20 protein-coding genes are annotated in these 22531 nt (G+C 63.3%); 12 read left to right on the plus strand and 8 right to left on the minus strand.

The window, feature by feature from the left end; genetic code table 11:
- Positions 1-61 precede the first annotated feature (61 nt).
- Positions 62-1441, plus strand: a complete 1380-nt coding sequence (locus AC3YMN_RS17890) for an FAD-containing oxidoreductase (RefSeq protein ID WP_489891066.1) — start codon at positions 62-64, stop codon at positions 1439-1441.
- 5 nt (positions 1442-1446) lie between these two features.
- Here the strand turns inward: AC3YMN_RS17890 and AC3YMN_RS17895 are convergent, their stop codons facing one another.
- Both AC3YMN_RS17895 and AC3YMN_RS17900 read right to left on the minus strand, forming a co-directional pair.
- The gene (locus tag AC3YMN_RS17895) at positions 1447-2040 is read right to left on the minus strand and encodes a YdcF family protein (protein ID WP_489891067.1); all 594 of its coding nucleotides are present in this window, start codon (positions 2038-2040) and stop codon (positions 1447-1449) included.
- Complete coding sequence (locus AC3YMN_RS17900; protein ID WP_489891068.1) at positions 2031-3272, minus strand: aminopeptidase; 1242 nt, start codon at positions 3270-3272, stop codon at positions 2031-2033. The genes AC3YMN_RS17895 and AC3YMN_RS17900 overlap by 10 nt, the downstream gene beginning before the upstream one ends.
- Before the next feature lie 630 nt (positions 3273-3902).
- Here AC3YMN_RS17900 and AC3YMN_RS17905 point away from each other — a divergent pair.
- A complete protein-coding gene (locus AC3YMN_RS17905; protein ID WP_489891069.1) occupies positions 3903-5711 on the plus strand; it encodes an ABC transporter ATP-binding protein in 1809 nt (602 codons plus the stop codon).
- 138 nt (positions 5712-5849) lie between these two features.
- Here the strand turns inward: AC3YMN_RS17905 and AC3YMN_RS17910 are convergent, their stop codons facing one another.
- A complete protein-coding gene (locus AC3YMN_RS17910; protein WP_489891070.1) occupies positions 5850-6275 on the minus strand; it encodes an organic hydroperoxide resistance protein in 426 nt (141 codons plus the stop codon).
- 370 nt (positions 6276-6645) lie between these two features.
- On the opposite strand from AC3YMN_RS17910, the gene AC3YMN_RS17915 reads away from it, so the two are divergent.
- Genes AC3YMN_RS17915 through AC3YMN_RS17925 form a run of 3 tightly spaced genes read left to right on the plus strand, consistent with a single transcriptional unit; the run spans position 6646 to position 8388 of the window.
- On the plus strand, positions 6646-7566 hold the full coding sequence (locus AC3YMN_RS17915) for a VOC family protein (protein WP_489891071.1): 921 nt from the start codon (positions 6646-6648) through the stop codon (positions 7564-7566).
- Between the two features lie 48 nt (positions 7567-7614).
- The gene (locus AC3YMN_RS17920) at positions 7615-8160 is read left to right on the plus strand and encodes a DUF924 family protein (protein ID WP_489891072.1); all 546 of its coding nucleotides are present in this window, start codon (positions 7615-7617) and stop codon (positions 8158-8160) included.
- Positions 8161-8208: 48 nt separating this feature from the next.
- Positions 8209-8388: a hypothetical protein gene (locus AC3YMN_RS17925; RefSeq protein ID WP_489891073.1), complete on the plus strand. Its 180-nt coding sequence runs from the start codon at positions 8209-8211 to the stop codon at positions 8386-8388.
- Here AC3YMN_RS17925 and AC3YMN_RS17930 read toward each other — a convergent pair.
- Complete coding sequence (locus AC3YMN_RS17930) at positions 8385-9293, minus strand: sugar kinase (protein ID WP_489891074.1); 909 nt, start codon at positions 9291-9293, stop codon at positions 8385-8387. The two genes, AC3YMN_RS17925 and AC3YMN_RS17930, sit on opposite strands and share 4 nt — an antisense overlap.
- Positions 9294-9451: 158 nt before the next feature.
- Between AC3YMN_RS17930 and AC3YMN_RS17935 the strand changes: the two genes are divergently transcribed.
- Positions 9452-10924 carry a mannitol dehydrogenase family protein gene (locus AC3YMN_RS17935; protein ID WP_489891075.1) on the plus strand — a complete coding sequence of 491 codons (1473 nt, stop codon included), beginning with the start codon at positions 9452-9454 and terminating at the stop codon, positions 10922-10924.
- 9 nt (positions 10925-10933) lie between these two features.
- On the opposite strand, the gene AC3YMN_RS17940 is transcribed toward AC3YMN_RS17935, so the two are convergent.
- Positions 10934-11701 (minus strand): N-formylglutamate amidohydrolase, encoded by a 768-nt coding sequence (locus AC3YMN_RS17940; protein WP_489891076.1) that lies wholly within the window; start codon positions 11699-11701, stop codon positions 10934-10936.
- 93 nt (positions 11702-11794) lie between these two features.
- The gene (gene ppk2, locus AC3YMN_RS17945) at positions 11795-12652 is read right to left on the minus strand and encodes a polyphosphate kinase 2 (protein WP_348983126.1); all 858 of its coding nucleotides are present in this window, start codon (positions 12650-12652) and stop codon (positions 11795-11797) included.
- Between the two features lie 157 nt (positions 12653-12809).
- On the opposite strand from ppk2, the gene AC3YMN_RS17950 reads away from it, so the two are divergent.
- On the plus strand, positions 12810-14024 hold the full coding sequence (locus AC3YMN_RS17950) for an ATP-binding protein (protein ID WP_489891077.1): 1215 nt from the start codon (positions 12810-12812) through the stop codon (positions 14022-14024).
- A 173-nt stretch (positions 14025-14197) separates the two neighbouring features.
- On the opposite strand, the gene AC3YMN_RS17955 is transcribed toward AC3YMN_RS17950, so the two are convergent.
- Complete coding sequence (locus AC3YMN_RS17955) at positions 14198-14773, minus strand: GcrA family cell cycle regulator (protein WP_282567795.1); 576 nt, start codon at positions 14771-14773, stop codon at positions 14198-14200.
- 372 nt (positions 14774-15145) lie between these two features.
- On the opposite strand from AC3YMN_RS17955, the gene AC3YMN_RS17960 reads away from it, so the two are divergent.
- From AC3YMN_RS17960 to AC3YMN_RS17980, 5 genes are all read left to right on the plus strand, one after another.
- Positions 15146-16345 (plus strand): aspartate aminotransferase family protein, encoded by a 1200-nt coding sequence (locus AC3YMN_RS17960; RefSeq protein WP_489891078.1) that lies wholly within the window; start codon positions 15146-15148, stop codon positions 16343-16345.
- A gap of 40 nt (positions 16346-16385) precedes the next feature.
- Positions 16386-17312: an ornithine carbamoyltransferase gene (argF, locus tag AC3YMN_RS17965; protein WP_489891079.1), complete on the plus strand. Its 927-nt coding sequence runs from the start codon at positions 16386-16388 to the stop codon at positions 17310-17312.
- Positions 17313-17497: 185 nt separating this feature from the next.
- Positions 17498-18484 carry an Hsp33 family molecular chaperone gene (locus AC3YMN_RS17970; protein ID WP_489891117.1) on the plus strand — a complete coding sequence of 329 codons (987 nt, stop codon included), beginning with the start codon at positions 17498-17500 and terminating at the stop codon, positions 18482-18484.
- A gap of 143 nt (positions 18485-18627) precedes the next feature.
- Positions 18628-20490: a glycosyltransferase family 2 protein gene (locus AC3YMN_RS17975; RefSeq protein ID WP_489891080.1), complete on the plus strand. Its 1863-nt coding sequence runs from the start codon at positions 18628-18630 to the stop codon at positions 20488-20490.
- A gap of 197 nt (positions 20491-20687) precedes the next feature.
- On the plus strand, positions 20688-20861 hold the full coding sequence (locus tag AC3YMN_RS17980; RefSeq protein ID WP_164854717.1) for a hypothetical protein: 174 nt from the start codon (positions 20688-20690) through the stop codon (positions 20859-20861).
- A gap of 117 nt (positions 20862-20978) precedes the next feature.
- Here AC3YMN_RS17980 and AC3YMN_RS17985 read toward each other — a convergent pair whose 3' ends face one another.
- The gene (locus AC3YMN_RS17985; RefSeq protein WP_489891081.1) at positions 20979-22526 is read right to left on the minus strand and encodes a tripartite tricarboxylate transporter permease; all 1548 of its coding nucleotides are present in this window, start codon (positions 22524-22526) and stop codon (positions 20979-20981) included.
- Positions 22527-22531 lie beyond the last annotated feature (5 nt).

Here is a 22531-nt window from a genome sequence, read left to right on the forward strand (position 1 = left end):
GCCCGGGGGCTGGCGGCTCCGCCCATCCCGCACTAAGCTGATGGGCAGCAAGGGGGTTCCCATGGCCGAGCAGTTTGATGCCATCATCATCGGGGCGGGCCAGTCCGGGCCGTTCCTGGCCGCGCGGCTCGCCGAAGCCGGGCACAAGACGGCCTTGGTCGAGCGCACCCATCTCGGTGGTACCTGCGTCAATGATGGCTGCACCCCGACCAAGACCCTCGTCGCCAGCGCCCGCGCCGCCTGGATGGCCCGCCATGCCGTCGATTATGGTGTCGTGCTCGATGGCCCGGTCCGCGTCGACATGCGGGCGGTCAAGGCGCGCAAGGACAAGGTCGTCAATGCTTCCGTGCAAAGCCTGACCGATTGGCTCGGCAACACCGAGGGGCTCGAACTCATCACCGGCTCCGCCCGCTTCGTCTCCCCCACCGAGGTCGAGGTCAACAACCGCCGCCTCACCGCCCCGCGCCTCTTCATTAACACCGGCGCCCGCCCGAGCATCCCCGATTGGCCGGGGATCGAGGATGTGCCCTATCTCACCAACACCACCATCCTCGAACTCGATACGCTCCCCGAGCATCTGGTGATTGCCGGCGCCAGCTATGTGGCGCTGGAATTTGCCCAGATCTATGCCCGCTTTGGCGCCAAGGTCACGATCATCGCCCGCGGCGACCGCCCCGCCAGCCGCGAAGACCCCGACATCTCCGCCGCCATCAGACAGATCCTCGAGCGCGACGGCGTCCAGTTCCTCCTCGAAACTGAAGTCCAGTCCGTCCGTCCTGACGGTCCCGGCATCGCCCTTTCCCTGCGCGGCCCCGATGGCGAGCACACCCTTTCGGGCAGTCATCTCCTCCTCGCGCTCGGCCGCACCCCCAACAGCGAAGACCTCGACCTCCCCGCCGCCGGCCTCCAAGCCGACAAGCATGGCTATATTCCCGTCGACGATCACCTGCGCACCGATGTACCCGGCATCTGGGCCATGGGCGACATCAATGGCCGCGGCGCCTGGACCCATACCTCCTACAACGAGTTCGAGATCGTCGCCGACAACCTCCTCGACAACGGCGCCCGTTCCATTGCCGGCCGCACCACCGTCTACGGCCTCTTCATCGACCCGCCCCTGGGCCGAATCGGCATTGGCGAAAGCGAAGCCCGTAAGCTCGGACGCCCGGTGCTCAGTGCCACCATGCCCATGAGCAAGGTCGCCCGCGCCCGCGAGCGGGGCGAAACCGAGGGGCTGATGAAGGTCTTCGTCGATGCGCAAACCCAGCGCATCCTCGGCGCCGCGATCCTCGGCATCCGGGGCGACGAGGTGGTGCAATCGCTGCTGCAGCTGATGACCGGCGATCTGCCCTACACCTCGATGACGCAGACGATGCACATCCACCCCACCGTCACCGAACTCTTGCCGACGCTCCTTGCCGGCCTCAAGCCACTGGATTAGGCCAGCTACATCCCCGTCACGAGATACTGCGCCATGAACCACACTTCCTTGGCCAGAAACGGCACCTGGGTCTGCCAGCTGCGATAGCGCGTCGTGGGCGTCGGCGAAGGTCTGGCGATAACGCCCAGCCGGTCCGCGATCATGATTGCGCGGCGCATATGGATGGGGTCCGACACGATCAACACGCTGCCGATCCCATGCGCTTCCAGCACCGCCTTGCCAAAGGCGAGGTTCTCGATCGTCGTGCGCGATTGATCCTCGAGCACAACATCGCCCGCGGGCACGCCGCGCGACACGAGCCAGCGCCGGCTGGCCTCGGCCTCGGTCAAACCATCCTCGGGGCTGAGGCCTCCGGTGACGACAATGCGCCTGACTTGGCCGCGATCATGCAACTCCTGGGCATGGCGCAGCCGCTCCTCGAGCACCGGCGTCGGCCGCTCCCCGATCACCGCTGCCCCCAGCACCAAAGCGGCGTCAGCGGGCTCGGCCGAGCTCGCTTCGCCATAGCGCCAGATATCGAAAGCCATGCCGCCGCACACCAGCACCAGCAAGAAACTTGCGGCGATGATGGCGCGGTAAACGCGCCGTGCTAGGCCCATTCGCCCCCGCGCATCACCGGCTCGCGCGAGCCGTCGGCATGCACGCCATCAATGTCGATCTGGTCCGAGCCGATCATCCAGTCGATATGGATATTGGAGCTGTTGCCGCCCTGGGCATTGATCTGCTCCTGGCTCAAATCCTTGCCACCCACGAAACAATCCGAATAGCACTGGCCCTGCGCGATATGGCAGGAAGCGTTTTCGTCATAAAGCGTGTTGAAGAACAGGATCCCCGACGCCGAAATCGGCGAGGAATGGGGCACCAGCGCCACTTCACCCAAGCGACGAGCGCCCTCATCGGTGTCGAGCACCTTGTTGAAGATATCCTGCCCCTTGGAAGCCTTGAGTTCCACCAGCCGCCCGCCCTCGAACCGGCCCTGCATCTCCTCGATCAGCGCGCCATTATGCGACAGCGGCTTGGTCGCCGCCACATAACCATCCACGCGCATGCGGTGCGGCGTCGTGAACACTTCTTCGGTGGGGATATTGGGATTGCAGGTGATGCCGTTCTTGGCTTCCGAAGCGCCGCCCTTCCAGCGATGCCCATCGGCAAGGCCCACCGTCAAATCGGTGCCCGGCCCGGTATAATGCAGGGCCGAAAACGCCTTGCCGTTGAGCCAGGTCCAGCGGCGCTTGAGATTGGCATTGTGCTCGGCCCAGGCGGCGATCGGGTCGGGCTGGTCGACGCGGCTCGCGGCAAAAATGGCGTCGGCCAGCTTGCCCACCGCCACTTCCTCGCTGTCATTGGGAAACACCAGCTTGGCCCAGGCCGCGCCCGGATAGGACACGATGTTCCAGTTGATGTCGAACCCGGTGATCAGCTGCAGCGCCGGCTTGTAGGCGGCCGAATTGGCCCGATTGGCCCGGCCCACCTTGTCGGGGTCCTGGCCGGCCAGCATCATCGGATTGTCGCCCGAAATCGCCAGCCGCGCCGCGTTGTTCTTGAAGGCATCGGCCATGCCCTGGTAGAGCCAGCCCGCGGCGCGATCAAAGCTCGCCTCATTGCCGTATTTGTAGCGCGCGAGCGTTGCTTCCTCATCGGCATAGATCGTGGTCACGAGCCCGGCGCCTGCCTTATAGGCATGCTCGGTGATCCGGCGCACCAGCGGCACCGCGCTCAAGGGCGCCGTCATCACCAGGTCCTGGCCGGGCTGCAGCTGCAAGCCCACCTTGATGGCAACTTGCGCCAGTTTGTCGAGCTTGACGGGATCGATGGGGCCATTGGTGGTCATGGAATAAAACCGAAGCAGTGAACAACTGCGGGCAAACTACCCGCTCCCACCGCGCCCGGCCAGCCAAAACGCTACTCCGTTTGATCTAGATCAAGAAGCGCATCTCCCGCCGGGGCTAGAACCCTCTCCAGAAACAACGGAGAGCCGGAAATGACCATTCTCATCGTCGCTGCAATTGTTGCCATGTTCGCAGCCTTCATGGCAGCCCTGGCTTATGGCGAATACACCACCGACACGATCTGATTTTCTCGGCTGGGCACTCTGTATCGAGCCCCCGGCACTCCCACCCGACCAGCGGCGCGGCTTCCCTTCCCGGAAGCCGCGCCGTTGTTTTTTTGCCCCTCACCTTGCCACCCCTCACATCGGCGTGAGTTTTGGCTCTTGGCAAAACGCGGCTCTTCCTCTAAGAACCATCCCCTGTTCCGGGCCAGGGAGGCGTTGCATGACAGTATCGATCACCGTTTCCCCATCGGGTCGACGCTAGTTTAGGCGTTGTCCGGGCTGCCCCTCGCGGCGCCGCTTATTCCGCCACAACCTCATGTCTTGCCCCGGGGCCTTTAAGCCCTTCTGGTTGTGCGTTTTTCCCATTGCCATCGAGGACCGGTGCGCCAACGCCGCCGGAAACCCCCAATGTCGTCAAACAAGCTTCCTTTCCGCGCCGATGCCTTTCGCGACGTGCTCGGCTTTACCTTTGCCCATTGGCGGGGCCAGCCCTGGCGCATCGCCACCATCGCGACCCTCGTGCTGCTGGCAACGCTGGCCGAAGCGCTGACCCCCATTTTCGCCGGGCGTCTCGTTGATGCTGTCGCCTCGGGCTCGGGGCAGGACGAGAGCTTCTGGTGGGCGGCGGTGATCGCCTTTTGGACCATGGTCGGGCTCTATCTGAGCTCGGTCGTGCTGCGCCAGCTCGTTTACTTCAACATCATTCCCTTCACCCTGCGCATCATGAGCAATGTGGTGAACACCGCTTTTCATCGGGTGCAGCGCTTCTCGACCGATTGGCACGCCAACAGCTTTGCCGGCTCCACCGTGCGCAAGATCACGCGCGGCAATGGCGCCATCGATCTGCTCAACGATACGCTGCTGGTCGCCCTTTGGCCCTCGCTGCTGATGCTGATCGGCGCCACGGTGATCCTCGGGCTGGCCTGGCCGGTCATGGGCCTTGTCGTCGGCATCGGCTCGATCATCTTTGTCACCGTCACCGTGCTGATGTCGGTCAATTTCGTCGCCCCCGCCGGCGCCCTCGCCAATGCCTGGGATACCCGCATGGGCGGCGCTCTGGCCGATGCCGTCAGCTGCAATTCCGTGGTCAAGGCGTTCGGCGCCGAGGAGCGTGAGGAGCGCCGGCTCGAAAGTGTCGTCGCCAAATGGCGCTCGCGCACCCGCCGGGTCTGGACCCGTGGCACGATCAATGGCGGCGTGCAGGGCGCGATGATGGCGCTGATGCAGGCCGCAGTCCTCGGCACGGCCCTGCTGCTCTGGCGCCAGGGCGCCGCTTCGCCGGGCGACATCACCTTTGTCCTCACCATGTTCTTTGTGCTGCAGGGGCATCTGCGGGACGTTGGCCAGCACATCCGCAACCTGCAGCGCTCGGTCAACGACATGGAAGAACTGGTGCGCCTCAACCATGAGCCGCTCGGTATCGACGACAAGCCGGGCGCCAGACCCATCCGCATCACTGCGGGTGCGATTGAGTTCGACCACATCACCTTCCAGTACGGTTCGCACCAGACCGCGCTCTACCGCGATTTCTCGGTGGAGATCGCGCCGGGCGAACGGGTGGGTCTCGTGGGTCATTCCGGCTCGGGCAAGACCACTTTCGTCAAGCTGATCCAGCGCCTTTATGACGTCAATTCGGGCGCCATTCGCATCGATGGGCAAAACATCGCCGACGTGCAGCAATCCTCGCTGCGCGGCCAGATCGCCATTGTGCAACAGGAGCCGATCCTGTTTCACCGCACCCTGGCCGAAAACATCGCCTATGCCCGCCCCGGTGCCAGCCGCGCCCAGATCGAGCAGGCCGCCCGCCAGGCCAGCGCCCATGATTTCATCATGAATCTGCCCAAGGGCTACGAGACCATGGTGGGCGAGCGGGGCGTCAAGCTCTCGGGCGGCGAGCGCCAGCGCGTTGCCATCGCCCGGGCGTTCCTCGCCGATGCGCGCATCCTCATCCTCGATGAAGCGACCTCGAGCCTCGACAGCGAAAGCGAAGTGCTGATCCAGCAGGCCATGGAACGCCTGATGGTCGGCCGCACCACCCTTGTCATCGCGCACCGCCTCTCAACCGTACGCGCCCTCGATCGCCTCCTCGTCTTCGACAAGGGCCGAATCGTCGAGGAAGGCACCCATGACCAGCTGATCACCCTCAAAGCCGGCATCTACCGCCGCCTCTTCGAGCGCCAGGCCCTCGAACTCACCAAAGGCCGCAAGATCGCCTGAGGAAAGCGCGGCAATCACCCAGCTCCAAGCGGTCGATCACCGCTGATCGGGAGCGTCACCCTCCCCTCGGGAGAGGGACGGGGTGGGGGGAACGAGAGGCCCAAACCTCATCGCCCCACACCCCTTCAAAACTCAAAACTACTCGACTTCGAGCGTTACCTCAAAACCCTTGCGCGACACTTCGCTATAAGGGCAGATCACATGGGCGCGCTGCACCACATCCTCGGCGGTGGCCTTGTCGAGCCCCGGCAGGTGCACTTTGAGCGCCGCCTGGATCCAGAAACCCTCGCCGTCTTCGCGGTCCCGGAAGCTCACTTCCGCCGTCACCGTCGAATCTTCGCTGATCGGGGTCTTGGTCTTGCGCGCCGCACCCTTGATCGCACCCAAAAAGCAGGCCGAATAGCCCACGGCAAACAACTGCTCGGGATTGGTGCCGCGCGCGCCATCGCCACCCATTTCCTTGGGCGTGGTCAGCGTCACATCGAGCACGCCATCATCGGTCACGCCGTGGCCGGAGCGGCCGCCAGTGGAAGTGGCGCGTGCGGTGTACATGATCTTCGTCATTGCTTTGATCCTTTGCTGGGTCGAGCCCCAAGCTTAGTCTGTCCAGTGCTTGCCGTTGCAAGGCTTTTGACGCGCTTGGTTACGTCTCATTGAACGCCTCGATCGCTAATATGGTCGCATCGGCGGCAGGAAGGCCTCAACCGGCCGAAGCTACCTGCACCATTGCTGAGGCCTTGCCTTCCCTCCCCCTTGAGGGGAGGGACCGAGGGAGGGGGTCGTCGTGTCATCACACCGGAGCTTCCCGGAGCTGAGCCCCATTGCACCCGCTCCAGCGAACAATGCCTTCGCCTCGCGCCCGATGGTTGGAACAATGCGGGGGCACTATATCAAGCGGGACAATCAGCCACCCCCGTCTGCGAAAGGCCCGACCATGATCGACGCCAGCGTTCAAACCGATATCCGCTCCCAGCCCCTCCTGCCGCTGACGACGCGGCTGGGTCCCGTCCATCTTGCCGTCACCGACCGCGCCAAGGCCCTTGCCATCTGGCGCGACGTCGTCGGCCTGCGCCTGCTCTCCGAAACCGGCAATGCGCTGGTGCTGGGGGCAGGGGACCAGCCCCTGGTCGTGCTCGAAACCGGCGCCCTGCGCCCGGCCGTTGCGCACACGATCGGGCTCTACCATGTGGCCATCCACGTCCCCAGCCGTGCCGACCTGGCGCAACTGGCCCTGCGCGCGCTCGCCCATAATGTGCGCATCGCGCCTACCGACCATCTGGTGTCCGAAGCCATCTATCTCTGGGACCTCGACGGCAATGGCATTGAGATCACCTTCGAGACGCCCTGGCGCGGCACGCTCGGCCATCCCGACCAGGGTCATTATGCCGTCACCGCCGACGGCCAGCCCCATTCGGGCCGCGACCCCATCGATCTGCGCGCTCTGCTGGCTGATGAACTCGGCCCCAACCCACTGCCGCAGCAGTCGATGCCGGCCGGCACCCGGATCGGCCATATCCATCTGCATGTCTCCGACCTCAACCTCGCCACCACGTTTTACCGCGACGTCATCGGCTTTGCCGGGTTCCTCTTGATCCATTCCTTTGGCATGGGCGATGTCGGGCTCGACTACATGCCCCATACCCTGGCCTACAACATCTGGTCGGGTCCCGATGCCGTGCTGCCGCCGCCCGGCTCGGCCGGCCTGCGCTGGTTCACCATCACCGTGCCCGATGAGGCGACCCTCGCCGCTGTTGAAGGGCGGCTGCAAAATTCGGGCGCTCCAATTGCCCCGATCGAGGGCGGCATCGAAACGCGTGACCCATTCGGCAACCGCGTGCATATTGTGGTTGGCTGAGCCCTGGTGAACAGGCGTTCAGAACCCGTTCATCAAGGTGGCAGAACCATGAAAAACGCCGATGACGTGCTGCAATTCTGGTTCGTCGACCATGGCCCGGACGACTGGTTTGGCGGCAAGCCCGAGTTCGATGCTGCCCTCAGCGAGAGCTTTGCCGACACCCACGCCCGGGTCGGCAAGGCAGAAGCCTGGACCTGGCGGCACAGCCCCGCCGGGCGCCTCGCCGAGATCATCGTGCTCGACCAGTTCTCGCGCCAGCTTCATCGTGGCACCGCCCAGGCTTTCGCCTGGGATTCCATGGCCTTAGCTCTGGCGCAAGAAGCCTTGGCGATCGATGCCGACCACGCCGTGGAAGCCATCCGGCGGCCGTTTTTTTACCTGCCCTTCATGCATTCGGAATCCATCATCATCCAGCATGAAGGGGTTCGCCTCTACCAGGCGCTGGGCGATCCCGAGCAGCTGCAGTTCATGCTCGATCACCTGCACGCCATTGAGCGCTTCGGCCGCTTTCCTTTCCGCAACAAGGCCTTAGGCCGTACCAGCACCCCCGAGGAAGAGCACTACATGGCCGAAGCGGGTGATCGCAGGTTTTAGCGCAACCATGCTCTCCCTCGCTCCGTTGAGCGCAAAAGGAGATCGATAATGGAAGTTCAATCCGGCCCATCCATCTGGCTGATCCTGCTCACCGTCGGCGTCATCGCCCTCGCGCTAGCCGTCGTCTTCGGCATCATGCGCAACCGCAATCGCACCCCCGGGGAAAAAGCCGTCACGGAAGCCGCAACCCGCGCAACCTACCAGGCCGAAGACCGCGACCGCACCTAGCTGAGCAGCGCCGGGTCCACCAAGGCCCCCTTCTGCCCGATCACAATGCCAGCGACCCGGTGCGCCGCCTCTGCCGCCTCCTGCAGGCCCTTGCCGGCCAGCCGGGCGCTGAGATAGGCGCCATTGAACGAATCCCCTGCGCCCGTCGCATCGACGACGCTCCCGGCAGGCGGTGGCGCGACCTTAACCCGCTCGGTAGCAGTCGCCACCAGGGCGGGATTGCCACCATCCTTGACCACCACTTCCCCGACGCCCAGCTCCAAGTAACGCTCGGCGGTTTCCTCGACACTGCGGTCGCCAAACACCGGCGCTTCGTCGCCATGGGTGGGCAGGACGATGTCGCAAAGGCTCGCGGCCGCCGTCAGCATGGACGCCATCACGCGCTGGCTGGTCCACAGCGCCGGGCGTAGATTAGTGTCGAACACGACAGTCGCCCCCGCCTCACGTGCCGCCACTACAGCCCCCAGCAGGCGGCCCCGCGCCCGCGGCTGCAGGATGGCCAGCGTGATACCGGAGAAATACACCATGCTGGCGCCCTCGAGCGCGGCGTGGAGAGCACCTTTGTCCTCGGCCAACAGTCGCGCTGCCGATTGGTCGCGCCAATAGGTGAAGTGCCGGTCCCCCCCTTCCTGATGGATCAGGTACAGTCCAGGGCGGCGGTTCTTGATCGTGCCGATATGCTTGGTGCCGATCCGGTGCTGCTCAAGGAACGCCCGGATATCGGCGGAATAGCGGTCTTCGCCGAGCGCCGTGAAGTAGTCCACCGACCACTCAGGCTCAAGAAGGGCGCGCATATACCAGGCGGTGTTGAGCGTATCGCCGGCATAGCCGAGCCGGTATTGCCGGTCCTCGCCCCCGCTCATCTCGATCATGCATTCTCCGATGCTCACGAAGCGCTTGCTCAAGACTGAACCCTCCTGTTGTGGCTCCGCTTATGAGCGCAAAAGCCGCCCTGCCGCAAGACCGGGTGCGACAGCTTCATCGCTGGAAAGCGGCCAAGTTGATCTTCCATACAAGCGCGAAGCTGCTTATGGTGCGCCCGCTTACAGGAGTTTACTTGCCGATGCCGCGTTTGAACGCTTCCTTGCTCGCCAATCCGCCACAGAGCGTCCGTGTGCCCGATTACGATCGAGGTGCGGTGACACCCGGGATTGTCCATCTCGGCATTGGCGCGTTCCACCGGGCCCACATGGCGGTCTACGTCGACGATCTGCTAGCTCAGGACCCGAGTTGGGGCATTGTGGGCGCGAGCCTGCGCCGCCCCGACACCAAGGATGCACTCGCGCCGCAGGATGGGCTTTATACGATTGCCGTGCGCGACGCGTCGGGCACCAGTACGCGGATTATCGGCTCGATCCTGGCGGTCATGGATGCCAACACCCAGCGCGAGGAATTGCTGGCGCTGATGGCTTCTCCTGCCATTCGCATTGTATCGCTGACGGTGACCGAAAAGGGCTATTGCCACGATCCCGCTACCGGCGAGCTCGACGAAAACCATCCCGATATCACCTCCGATCTGGCCCATCCCACCGAACCCCGGTCGGCGCCGGGCATGCTGGTGGAGGCACTGGCGCGCCGTCGGGCGGCGGAACTTGGCGCATTCACCGTGATGAGCTGCGACAACCTTCCGTCCAACGGCCATACTACGGCGCGCATCGTGACCCGCTTCGCTGCCCTGCGTGACCCCGAACTGGCCCGCTGGATAGAGGACAATGTTCGCTTCCCCAGCACCATGGTCGACCGCATCGTGCCCGCAACGACTGACGCCGATCGCGCCATGATCGAGGCCGCGACCGGCGTTGCCGATGCCTGGCCGATCATGACCGAACCCTTCACTCAGTGGGTGATCGAGGACAGCTTCTCGGCTGGCCGTCCGCAATTCGAGCAGGCGGGCGCCACCATTGCGGCCGATGTCGAGCCCTTCGAGCGCATGAAGCTGCGCATGCTCAACGGCTCCCACTCTACCCTGGCTTATCTGGGCTTTCTGGCGGGCCACCAATATGTCGCGGATGCCGTCGGTGACCCCGCTTTTGCCGCCCTGATCCGCGGTTTGATGACCGAGGAAGTCATGCCCACGCTCCACATGCCGGGCGTGGATCTGGGCGCCTATCGCGACCAGTTGCTCGAGCGGTTCAGCAATCCGGCCCTGCAGCACCGGACCTGGCAGATTGCCATGGATGGCAGCCAGAAACTGCCCCAGCGCCTGCTTGGCACTATCCGCGACCGCTTGGCGGCCGACCAGCCATTCACCCGGCTCGCGCTCGGGGTTGCGGCTTGGATGCGCTATGTCACAGGTGTGGATGAAAGCGGCGAAAGCATCGATGTGCGCGATCCGCTCGCCATGCGAATGATGGCGATCGCGGCTGATGCCGGTGATGATCCCGAAGCGCTGTTCGATGGTCTGGTCGCTGTCAGCGAGGTGTTCGGCACCGACCTGCCGGACAATGCCGCGTTCCGTGCGGCAGTGCTCGCTCATCTCGATAGCCTCTACGAAATCGGCGCTGCCCAGACAGTCGCCGAGGTGGTACGAGGCTGAGCCGCTAGCCTAGCCGCGCACCGCACCTTTGCGCCGCTGGCGCGCTGCCACCAAGCAGCGGGCCAGCCGCTCTGACCAGAACTGCACGCCATCTACTTCGAGGATCTCGTCGTGGCGGATTTCGATCATCGTGGCCTCAAGCCCCCGGCCGTCGCCATGCTGTTCCAGCGTCAGGGTCACACCGCTCAGGGCGGCATAAGGCAGGTTCCAGCCGACATTGAGTTCGGGATCCTCGGCCTTGAGCGCGTCATAAAGCGCCCGGGTGAAGCGCTGGTCACTGCCATGGATCAACCCGATGGGCCAAGGTCGCGCCACCCCGTGGTAAACGGGGGTAAAGGAATGCACGCAAACCAGAACCGCTTCCCGTCCGGCATGGCGTCGCGCTTCCAGCAAGGTGTGGATGGAGGCGTGATAGGGCTGGTGGAAGTGGCTGATCCGGAATTGCCGCTCGGCTTCATCCAAATTCTCATTGGCCAGGATCGGCGTTGCTTCCGACAAGGTCCAGATCAAATCGGGTGCATCGAGCGCGCGATTGCAGTCGATCACCAGCCGCGACACCGTTGATTGCACGAGGGGCGCGTCGAGCGCGTCGGACAAGGCCCGGCTGACGGCAAGTGCCCCCGGATCCCAGGCGATATGGCTCAGCCGTTGGACCTGCGACAAACCAAGATCGCCATAGCGTTCGGGAATGCGGTTGGAAGCGTGGTCGCACACGATCACGAAGGGCGATGTGCCCCGCGCGTTGGTGACCACCACGGCCTTATCGGACGATACCACTACTTTGCCCCCGAACAGGTCCGCTCGCGAGCCGCACTAACCCCAGCCTCGGGCAAGCTGTCAACGCAGCGACCGCCGAATTCCTCTGAACCATCAGTGCTGGTCCACCAGGGCCATGAAGGACTTGGTGTCCATCACGAGCAGGGGATCGATCGGCCCGATCGCATCGACATCCTTGCCGGCGTAGTCAAGCCGATGCAGCACCGTGCGGATGAGGTTGAGCCGTCCCCGGCGCTTGTCATTGGAGCGCACCACCATCCAGGGGGCGTGAGGCACATCGGTATGCTCGAACATGGCGTCTCGCGCCCCGCTATAGGCTTCCCAGCGTCCCAAAGCTTCTATGTCGATCGGCGAAAGCTTCCAGACCTTGAGCGGGTCGTGACGGCGGTCGTGAAAGCGCTTGAGCTGCATTTCCCGGCCGATCGAGAGCCAGAACTTGAACAGATGGATGCCGTCATCGGTGATGCGGCGCTCAAATTCGGGGGCTTCCTGGAGGAAGTGCTCCACTTGCTTGGGCGTGGCATAGCCCATTACCCGTTCGACCCCCGCCCGGTTGTACCAGGAGCGGTCGAACAGCACGGTTTCGCCACCCGCAGGCATCCATTCCACATAACGCTGGAAGTACCACTGCGTCCTTTCCCGATCATTGGGCTTGGGCAGTGCCGCAATCAGATTGTGTCGGGGGTTGAGATTGGAAAGATAAGTCTTGATCGTGCCGCCTTTGCCCGCCGCGTCGCGTCCCTCGAACACCAGCATGACGCGCTCGGCCGTGGTCAGCAGATGAGCCTGCAGCAGCACCAATTGCTTTTGGAGTTCATACATCTCCGCCTCGTAGATCTCGAGGTCGAGCTTGTCGGCATAAGGGTAACCACCCGAGCGCATCGCGTTCTTCTTGATCGCTTCTGGCAGTTTGGGATTGTCGATATCGAAGTCGTCGAATGGATCGCTCAATCTTGTCGCTCCGCTGTCACGTGGACCGTGTTATAGAGATTATTTAGCACGCAAGAGCCGCCAAACTTGGGCGGTCGGTACTCCAAAGCCAATGGACGACGCCAACATTCCTCAAACTGTTCTTTCAGCTGGCACAGTGGCCGCGCCGAAATTACCTGTGCCCGCTATTCTGCTGGTGGTTGTGGCGGGCGTGCTGCTGGCCCTGGTAACCTGGTGCGGGTTGACCTGGTGGGGCGCCTGTTTAGGTTTTGCCGTGCTGGCGGCAACCATTCTCTGTCTCCCCATCGTCGCGCGACCGACGGATGTGATCACGGCCCCAAGCGCCGCACTGGCTGGGCAAGCCGCGGAAGACGAGGCCGCTGTAGCCGCCTTTGCCGATGCGCTGGTTGACCCCTGCCTGGTTCTCGATGCACGCGCGACCTTGGTTCACGCCAATGGCGCTGCGCAGCGCCGCTTTCCAGCGATCTCCGTAGGCAAGCGGTTGACTTTGGCCCTGCGTAACCCCGAACTGGTGCAAGCGGTTGAAGCGGCGCAACGGACCGGCCGTGCTCAAACCATCGAGATTCACGAGACGTTGCCCTCCGAGACCTGGGACAAAGTGGTGATTGCGCCCCTGCTGCGCGCCGGCGAGCACTCCCAGCAACTGATCATGACGGTGCAGAGCCTGACTGAACTTAAGCGCGTCGATGCCATGCGCAGCGACTTCATCGCCAATGCCAGCCATGAATTGCGCACGCCCTTGGCATCGCTGCTGGGCTTCATCGACACCCTGCTTGGCCCGGCAGCCAATGATCCGGCTGCGCGCGAGCGGTTCCTTGGCATCATGCGCGGCCAGGCCGATCGCATGAGCAAGCTTGTCGATGACCTCCTTTCGCTTTCACGCATTGAGATGCACCAGCATGTCAGGCCAACAGGGACCATCGAACTCGCCGGCTTGTTGCGCGAGGTCCGCGACGGGCTGCAAACCCAGGCCGAAGCGGCCGGGCTCGACATCGTCCTCAGCCTGCCCGAAGGACCGGCCCGAACCATTGGCGATCGCGGTCAGCTCTACGAGGTGTTCGAGAACCTCATCGATAATGCGCTGAAATACGGCTCGGGCGGTAAAACGGTGGAGGTCGTCCTGCTGCCCGCCAACAAGCTTGGCTTTGCCCATATGGTCAGCGTTGTGGATCATGGGCCCGGCGTGCCGCCCGAGCATGTGCCGCGCCTGACCGAGCGCTTTTATCGCATCGATGCCGAAACCAGCCGCAAGCGGAAGGGCACCGGGCTTGGCCTAGCGATCGTCAAGCACATCGTCAGCCGCCATCGCGGACAACTCAGCATCCGCAGCGAATTGGGCCAAGGCATGCGGGTAGACGTGCTGCTGCCCTGACACCTGGCATGGTGTGAGGTCAATCCGCCTGAAATTGGGGGAGGGGCAGGTTCTGGCAAAGAGGGATTGAGGCTTTGGCCTCTGGGAGGCTGCGGTTACCAGGCAGCCTCCACCGCGCGCCCAGGCCTTATCACCGGGCGCGGGCGCCGTTGCGCCCGCCGTCGCGACGCTGTTCAGCGGCGCTTCTTGTCGATCTGGTGGTAGGCCCGGCGCGAATGGAACTCGCAATAGGGGCCGCTTTCCTGGGCGTGGCCGCCGCAGAAGTAGAAATCCTTGGCCAGTGGGTCGCCGATTGGCCACTTGCAGGTCTGCTCGCTCAACTGCAGCAGGCTGAGGCGCTTGTCTTCGGGGATGAAGATTTCAGCCGCCGCGGGCGCCACATAAAGCTGGCTTTCCATTTCCGGGCTCACCGCCAGTGCGGTAGCGCCGATGGACTGGGGCCGGCTCGCCATCTGGCGCGGCTTGGAGGAAGCTGCCGCGGCCGTCATCGGGCTCGACGATCCAGTGGAAGGGGAAGACATCCGGCGCGGTGCCGGGCGGGGGGCTGGCCGTGAGCGGGCCGCCGTGTTGGTGGGCTTGGCGCGGGCCGACAGCTTGAGCCGGTGCACCTTACCGATCACCGCATTGCGGGTGACCCCTTCACCCAGTTCGCCAGCGATCTGGCTGGCGCTCAAACCTTCCATCCAAAGCTTCTTCAAGAGCTCCACGCGGTCGTCTGTCCAGCCTTGTGGCTGTGTCTCCGAAACCATTGTCAAAGCAGAATCCTTCATTGTCCCGCCAGAAGCTCCGGCAGTCGTGGTCGTCTACACTTCGTATGTCTAGCGGGTCCGCCACACGAGATATCGTGCTCCCGATAGGTCAGAGAGTACGCTATCGGCGGAATCGGGATCAAGAGTCCCCAGCCACTTTCCCCGGAAAATGAATGGTTAAGAAGGGGTAAAGAAAGCTTGAGTCAAATCAGGCACTTGCCGGCGGCCACATTGACTTTGGCGCGCGAAACGGCTCAATTGCCCGCGCGACGCGCTGCAGATTATGGCGCGTTTTTGATTTTTTCGGGGACGTGGTTGCAGAATTGCTGCGCTCCCGCCAATTGCTCGCCGACCAAGAAGGATTCAAGCACCATGTCTGCGCTCTACGGCACCTATGCCCGCTCCGGTCTCGCCTTTGAGCGAGGCGAAGGCATGCGCCTGTATGACCAGAACGGCGTGGCCTATCTTGATTTCCATTCCGGCATCGCGGTCAATGCGCTGGGCTATGGCGATCCCCATCTGGTGGAAACGCTCAAGTCAGCGGCAGAGAAGGTGTGGCACACCTCCAACGTGTTCACCATTCCCGAGCAGGAGCGGCTGGGTCAACGGCTGGTTGAGGCCACATTCGCGGACTCTGTGTTCTTCACCAATTCGGGCGCCGAGGCCCTCGAATGCGCGATCAAGACCGCGCGGCATTTCTTCTGGGCCAAGGGCGAAACCGATCGCTATGAGATCATCGCCTTTACCGGCTCTTTCCACGGCCGGACCCTGGGCACCATCGCCGCTGGCGGCAATCCCAACTATCTCGAAGGCTTCGGCCCGCCGGTCCCTGGCTTCAAGCACACCGCTCCCGGTGATCTGGCTGCGGTGGAAGCGCTGATCACGCCGCAGACCTGCGCCATTCTCATCGAGACGGTCCAAGGCGAAGGCGGCGTTTCTGCCATGACCCCTGAATTCATGCAGGGCCTACGCCGGCTGTGCGATGAGCACGGCATGCTGCTGGTGCTCGATGAAGTGCAGTGCGGCTATGGCCGCACCGGCCGGTTCTTTGCCTTTGAGTGGAGCAACATTACGCCCGACATCGTGGCCGTAGCCAAGGCAATTGGCGGCGGCTTCCCGCTCGGCGCTTGTCTTGCCAGGGGTGATGTCGCGGCTTCCATGGTGCCTGGCACCCATGGCTCCACCTATGGCGGCAATCCCCTCGCCACGGCGGTGGGCAATGCCGTGCTCGACCGTATCCTTGAGCCCGGCTTCATCGAGCATGTCGACCAGATGGGCCAGCGCCTCGCCTGGCATCTGCAGCAACTGGCGCAACGCTTTCCCGACCAGGTCCTGGAACTGCGCGGCAAGGGCCTCCTCGCCGGCATCAAGATCACCCCCCCGGTGCGCGACTTCGTCGAGCGCCTCCGGAGCGATCACCAGTTGCTAGCCATCGGCGCCGGCGAGAATGTGCTGCGCCTCCTGCCGCCACTGATCGTGACCGAGGCTGACATCGAAGAAGCGGTGGGCAAGATCGCTGCCGCCCTCGAGGCAATTGGGGCAGAAACACGCGTCGGCCTCGCTGCCGACTGACCCGCTGCATCGCAGCCAAGAACAACCGGACCCAGCTAACATGACCGGCGACACTAGACACTTTCTCAATATCGACGACTTCACCTATGGCGAGCTGCGGGGCATGCTCAACGCCGCTGTTTCCCTTAAGGACCGACTCAAGCAGGGCGATCGCCCCCAGCTCCTCAAGGACAAGGTGCTGGCCATGATCTTCGAGCGCCAATCTACCCGCACCCGCGTGTCCTTTGATGTCGGCATGCGCCAGCTCGGGGGCGAAACCCTGATGCTTTCGGGCCAGGAGATGCAGCTGTCGCGCGAAGAAACGCTACAGGACACTGCGCGGGTGATGAGCCGCTATGTCGACGCCATCATGATCCGCATCCTGTCCCATGCCGACCTCGTGGAACTGGCCGAAGGCTCGAGCGTACCCGTGATCAACGGGCTCACGCGCCGCGCTCACCCCTGCCAGATCATGGCCGACCTCATGACCTTTGAAGAGCATCGCGGTCCCATCAAGGGCGCCAAGATCGCTTGGGTGGGTGACAGCAACAATGTGCTTCATTCCTGGGTCAACGCCGCCGAACTGTTTGAGTGCGAGCTGACCATCGCCGTGCCCGACGAGTACTGGCCCGAAAAGGATCTGATGGAAGATATCAAGAAGGCGGGCTCCTGGGTCAAGCTGATCGAAGATCCGCGCGAAGCAGTAGCCGGCGCCGATCTGGTGATCACCGACACCTGGGTGTCGATGGGTGACACCGATGCCGCCGAGCGCCGCCGGGTCTTGAAACCCTACCGTGTGGACACCAATTTAATGGCGCAGGCAAACAAGGACGCCTTGTTCATGCACTGCCTGCCTGCCCATCGCGGCGACGAAGTGACCGACGAAGTGATCGACGGTCCGCAGTCAGTTGTGTGGGACGAGGCTGAAAATCGCCTCCACGCGCAAAAAGCCATTCTATGCTGGGCCTTCGGGGTCGAAACGAACTGAAATCGTGCTGCCGGCCGGGCCGGATCATGCGCAAAGCACTGTTCCGGTTCTCCATGGAGAACTGAGTTGCTGACCCGGAGGGTTGGTGGCGGTGACAACAGTGACCGGTTCGGGTTGACTGTCCTGGGTTTCCAGCCATGCGAAAGTTTAAGCCAATGACGGACACTGCTGCCACTGAGAACCTGATGTCGTCCCTGGGGCTGGACCGGCCCGAAACCGGGGACGACGCCGTGGTGCCATTTACGCTCGACAAGCTCGACACCCGTGGTCGATCCGTGCGCCTGGGGGATGCTCTCGACACTATCCTGTCGCGCCACGCCTATCCGGCCCCGGTCGCCCGCCTCCTGGGTGAAGCGGTGGTGCTGGCAGCACTGATTGGCTCCTCGCTGAAGTTCGAGGGTCGCTTCATCATGCAGACCCAGACCGATGGCCCGGTGAACCTGATCGTTGTCGATTTCGATGCGCCTGACGGCCTGCGCGGTTATGCACGCTTCGATCGCGATGCTCTGACCAAGGCTGCCGAAGAAGGCAAGCTCCAGCCCGGCCAGTTGCTGGGTCACGGTCATCTTGCCATGACCATCGACCAGGGGCCGCATACCGAGCGCTATCAGGGCATTGTTGCACTCGACGGCAACTCGCTCGAGGAAGTGGCGCATACCTACTTCATGCAGTCCGAGCAGATCCCCACCATGGTGCGGCTGGCGGTTGCCGAGTTCACGCGCAAGGGCGATCACCGCCCTCATTGGCGTGCCGGCGGCATGCTGATCCAGCATCTGCCCGAAACCGGCATGTCGGTGATGGCAGACCTGCCGGGCGATGGTAATTGGGACAATCCAGAGACTGCCGATCCTGACTTCGAGGAGCCGGACGGCTGGAACGAAGCCAAGACGCTGCTGACGACCCTTGAAGACGTGGAACTGGCTGATCCTGATCTTTCGCCCGAGCGGCTGCTGTTCCGCCTTTACCATGAAACCGGAGTGCGCGTGTTCTCACCCCTGCCCATGGTCGAGCGCTGCACCTGTTCTGCCGATCGCATCGAGGACATGCTGGCGAACAGCTTCTCGTCTGAGGAGCGTCAGGAAATGGCAGTAGATGGCGAGATCGAAGTTGTCTGCGAGTTCTGCTCGACCGCCTATCGCTTCAATCCGCACCAGTTTGACGCCAAGCACTAAGTATCCCTGAAGTATTTGGCTGTCGCGTCACCCCCCTCAGGGGTGGCGGCATTTTGCTGCGTAAACCTTTTTACGCAGTTGCAGCTTGCGTCGCTTTGTTCCTGTGCCAGTATAAACCCCTAGGGGCGGGGGCGGCGACCGAAATGTCCGATGCTGTGGAGCTGATCAGGCAGGTGCTCGGCAATGCCTGTTTAGATGCGAGCATGGCCCGGGCCATTCTCGAAACGGCGCTGGAGCGAGAGGTTGATCCGCTGCATTATTGCGCCACCGTGCTGGGCGTCAGCGACGCCGCGCTTATGGAGCGTGCCGCCGCCTGGATAGGGCTGGCTTTTTACCCCAAGGTGCCAAGCCATCTTGAAGGTCAGTTGCAACCGTTGCGCCTGGAGGCTCTCCGGGACGTCCGGCTGGTACGCCTCAAGGTGCTGGACCGAGAGGTGGCGTTCTGCGCCCCCGATTTCCTCGGGCTTTTGCGCCTCAAAGCCGCGCTGCGGCAGCATCCCGAACTGGCCCGTTATTTATGTCTCGTCCCTGAGCGTAGCTTGCGCAGTTACCTAGTGCGTGGTGCGGGCAGGGCGCTGATCGACAGCGCGCGGCAGAACCTGACCCGGCGCTGGCCGCGTGCGGCGGCCCAGCTGGAGCTGACCGCCGGTGCGCGCTCTGCCTTCGTGCTGGGTGTCGTGCTGCTGGTGGGACTAGTGCTGATGGCGCCCTATGTCAGTCAGCTCTACTTGTTGCCGTTCGCCATCCTGATGCTGGTGGTTCCCGCCCTGGTGCGCATCGCTGCCCTTGCGGTAACACCCCAGGAGCCGCCCCAATCAAGGGAACGAGGCAATGACGCCGATCTGCCGGTTTATTCCGTGCTGATCCCGCTCCGCGATGAGGCCGCAATGGTGCCGCAACTTGCCGAGGCGATGACTGCGCTCAACTATCCACCTGACAAGCTCGATATCATCTTCGTCGTGGAGGCCAGTTCGACCACAACCGTGGAGGCAGTGCAGGCGCAACTGCACCACCCCCAGTTTTCCCTCGTCGCCGTGCCTGACGCGGCGCCGCGGACCAAGCCAAAGGCGCTCGATTTCGCCCTCCCCCTTTGCCGGGGGGAGTTTGTGGTGATCTTTGACGCCGAGGATACGCCCCATCCCGACCAGCTCTGGCGCGTCGCCCACCGCTTCCGCGATGCACCGCAGCTGCAATGCGTGCAAGCGCGGCTGGTGATCGACAATGGCACCGAGAACTGGCTGACGGCACTGTTTGCCGGCGAGTATGCGGGACTATTTACCGTTGTGTTGCCGGCGCTCTCGCGCTGGGGTCTGCCGATGCCACTGGGTGGCACCTCCAACCACTTTCGAGTTGATACCCTCCGAAGCATGGGCGGCTGGGACGCGTTCAATGTCACGGAGGATGCCGATCTCGGCATGCGGCTGGCGCGACTGCATCACGCGGTGGAAACCATCGATATCGGCACCGTTGAAGAAGCTCCCACACAGTTGGGCACCTGGATGGCTCAGCGCTCGCGTTGGATGAAAGGCTGGATGCAGACCTTCATCGTCCACAATCGCGATCCGAGACTCTTGCTGCGCCATGCCGGCCTTGGCCGAACGCTCGCCTTCGAGCTCATGATCCTGAGCATGATCATCGCGCCCCTCCTGCATGTGGGCCTGCTCGCAACCCTCCTCGCGCGTTGGCTGCTGGGGGTTTCGCCTTGGGCGAGCGGCTGGGATTTTTGGTCCCTGCTTTATCTGGGGATCTTCGCGCTCGGTTATGGCAGTGCGGTCGCGACCACTTGGGCGGGCTTGCGCCGCCTGGAGCGCGACGACCTGCTGCTGGTCCAACTCTTGTTGCCGTTCTACTGGCTCTTGTCGGCCGCCGCGACCTTGCGCGCTCTGCATGAACTCACCAATAGGCCATTCCATTGGAGCAAGACCAGGCACCGGCCGGTGTCCCGTAACCGATTGCGGCTCCCCGCGCCGGCACGAACCGGTTGGCAGTTGTTCGCGGGTCGGTAATGGAGCAATGCGCCTGGCGCATATCTCGGGTTGAAGGGGTGCCAAATACGGCGGTTTAGCTGGGAAAGAGCTGGTAGGGCTGATCCTCGCGCATGGCTGGAATGCCCCTTTGGCTCTGGTACATCGGGCCCCTCGGGACCATCTTGAGGTCATGAAAGCGGCCCGGCGATGTGTCGGGCTTGAACGAGGACCCGATCATGAGCACCCTGCGCAGCAAGAATTTGTTTGCGACCCTTGGCACCATCGCCGACGTCTTTGGCAGCGCTGCTGCCGCAGCGGCGGCAGTCGAGGCAGGACGTCAGCCCAAGGCCCGGCACCTTCGTACGCTCGGCATCGATGAGGCCGCTTTCCGTTCTGTCGGTAAGTTCTAACCCGCAAGGGTCAGGGGCGCGCCTCCCTCCCGCGACCTGATGAATTGCCTGAGAACGTTGAAAAGCCCGGACGACCTTTGGTTGTCCGGGCTTTTTTGTTTGGCACTCTTGTGCCGGTTAGTCCTCGTCGCTCGCTAGCTGGCTCAGCATCTGCCCGCGCCCGCGCCAGCGCAGATAAAAGGGCAGGGCGACTGCCAACAAGGCCACGACATAAAGCGTTATCGCGATGGGGGAGTGGAACAGCACCAGGGGATCCCCTTGGCTGATCGCCAATGCGCGCCGCAATTGCTGCTCGGCCATCGGCCCCAGGATGAGCCCGACCACCACGGGTGCAATTGGATAGCCAAAACGCCGCAGCAGATAGCCGAGGATCCCGAACGCCAATAACAGCAGCAACTCGAATGAATAGCTGATTGGCCCTAGCCGCCCGGACATGCCGCCATTGGCGCCGAGCGTTCCGAGCGTCGCAAATACCAAAATTCCACCATAGAGCCAGGGCTTGGGAATGGTCAGCAGCCGCACCCATACGCCGATCAGCGGCAGGTTCAGCACGATCAACATGAAATTGGCGACGAGGAGGCTCGCGATCAGCGCCCACACCAGCGACGCGTTGCTGGTGAACAGGAGCGGCCCTGGCTGCAGCCCGAACTGCTGAAAACCGGCCAGCATGATCGCGGCCGTTGCGGTGGTCGGCAAGCCCAGCGTCAACAGGGGAACGAGTGTGCCCGCCGCCGAGGCGTTGTTCGCCGCCTCCGGCCCGGCGACGCCTTCGATCGCGCCTTGGCCGAACTCTTCGGGCCGCTTGGCAAAGCTCTTTTCCGCGCTATAGGACAAAAAGCTTGCGACATCCGCCCCGCCTGCCGGCATGGCGCCTATGGGAAAGCCGATTGCGGTGCCGCGCAGCCACGGAATCCAGCTGCGCTTCCAGTCCTCCTTGGTCATCCAGACCGAACCTTTGACCGCGAGCACTTCTTCGTTCACCTGCGAGCGATCCGATGCGATCTTGAGGGTTTCGCCGATGGCGAACAAAGCCACGGCGAGCGTGGTCACCTCAATGCCGTCCAGGAGGTCGGGGATGCCGAAGGCGAGACGCGATTGCCCGGTCTGCAGGTCAATGCCGATCACCCCGAGCCCCAGGCCGATAAACAGCGCCGTCAGCCCCCGCAGCGCGCTGTCGCCAAAGGCCGCTGAGACAGTGATGAAGGCCAGCACCATCAGCGCGAAATACTCCGCTGGGCCGAAAGCCAGCGCAAATTTCACCACCCAGGGGGCGACAAAGGCCAGCGCCAATGTCGCGATCAGCCCCGCCACAAACGAGCCGATGGCGGCCGTTGCCAGCGCCGGCCCGCCGCGCCCCTTGCGCGCCATCTTGTTGCCCTCGAGCGCGGTGACGATCGAGGCACTTTCGCCAGGGGTGTTGAGGAGGATCGACGTGGTCGAGCCGCCATACATGCCGCCATAATAAATGCCGGCAAACATGATCAGCGATCCCGCAGGATCGAGCTTGTAGGTCACCGGCAGCAGCAGTGCGACGGTCAGCGCGGGGCCAATACCTGGCAACACGCCCACAGCGGTGCCCAAGGTCACGCCTATCAGCGCATAAAGCAGGTTCTGCCACTGCAATGCAGCCAGCAGGCCCTCACCCAAAAGACCAAAAGTATCCATTACAT

Source organism: Devosia sp. Z11_6, from assembly GCF_058133665.1.

Coding starts and splice junctions, on each gene's coding strand:
- argF (WP_489891079.1), top strand. CDS start 16,386: ATGACCGGCGACACTAGACACTTTCTCAATATCGACGACTTCACCTAT.
- AC3YMN_RS17980 (WP_164854717.1), top strand. CDS start 20,688: ATGAGCACCCTGCGCAGCAAGAATTTGTTTGCGACCCTTGGCACCATC.
- AC3YMN_RS17920 (WP_489891072.1), top strand. CDS start 7,615: ATGAAAAACGCCGATGACGTGCTGCAATTCTGGTTCGTCGACCATGGC.
- AC3YMN_RS17900 (WP_489891068.1), bottom strand. CDS start 3,272: ATGACCACCAATGGCCCCATCGATCCCGTCAAGCTCGACAAACTGGCG.
- AC3YMN_RS17905 (WP_489891069.1), top strand. CDS start 3,903: ATGTCGTCAAACAAGCTTCCTTTCCGCGCCGATGCCTTTCGCGACGTG.
- AC3YMN_RS17910 (WP_489891070.1), bottom strand. CDS start 6,275: ATGACGAAGATCATGTACACCGCACGCGCCACTTCCACTGGCGGCCGC.
- AC3YMN_RS17975 (WP_489891080.1), top strand. CDS start 18,628: ATGTCCGATGCTGTGGAGCTGATCAGGCAGGTGCTCGGCAATGCCTGT.
- AC3YMN_RS17925 (WP_489891073.1), top strand. CDS start 8,209: ATGGAAGTTCAATCCGGCCCATCCATCTGGCTGATCCTGCTCACCGTC.
- AC3YMN_RS17970 (WP_489891117.1), top strand. CDS start 17,498: ATGTCGTCCCTGGGGCTGGACCGGCCCGAAACCGGGGACGACGCCGTG.
- AC3YMN_RS17985 (WP_489891081.1), bottom strand. CDS start 22,526: ATGGATACTTTTGGTCTTTTGGGTGAGGGCCTGCTGGCTGCATTGCAG.
- AC3YMN_RS17915 (WP_489891071.1), top strand. CDS start 6,646: ATGATCGACGCCAGCGTTCAAACCGATATCCGCTCCCAGCCCCTCCTG.
- AC3YMN_RS17935 (WP_489891075.1), top strand. CDS start 9,452: ATGCCGCGTTTGAACGCTTCCTTGCTCGCCAATCCGCCACAGAGCGTC.
- AC3YMN_RS17895 (WP_489891067.1), bottom strand. CDS start 2,040: ATGGGCCTAGCACGGCGCGTTTACCGCGCCATCATCGCCGCAAGTTTC.
- AC3YMN_RS17960 (WP_489891078.1), top strand. CDS start 15,146: ATGTCTGCGCTCTACGGCACCTATGCCCGCTCCGGTCTCGCCTTTGAG.
- AC3YMN_RS17890 (WP_489891066.1), top strand. CDS start 62: ATGGCCGAGCAGTTTGATGCCATCATCATCGGGGCGGGCCAGTCCGGG.
- AC3YMN_RS17955 (WP_282567795.1), bottom strand. CDS start 14,773: ATGGTTTCGGAGACACAGCCACAAGGCTGGACAGACGACCGCGTGGAG.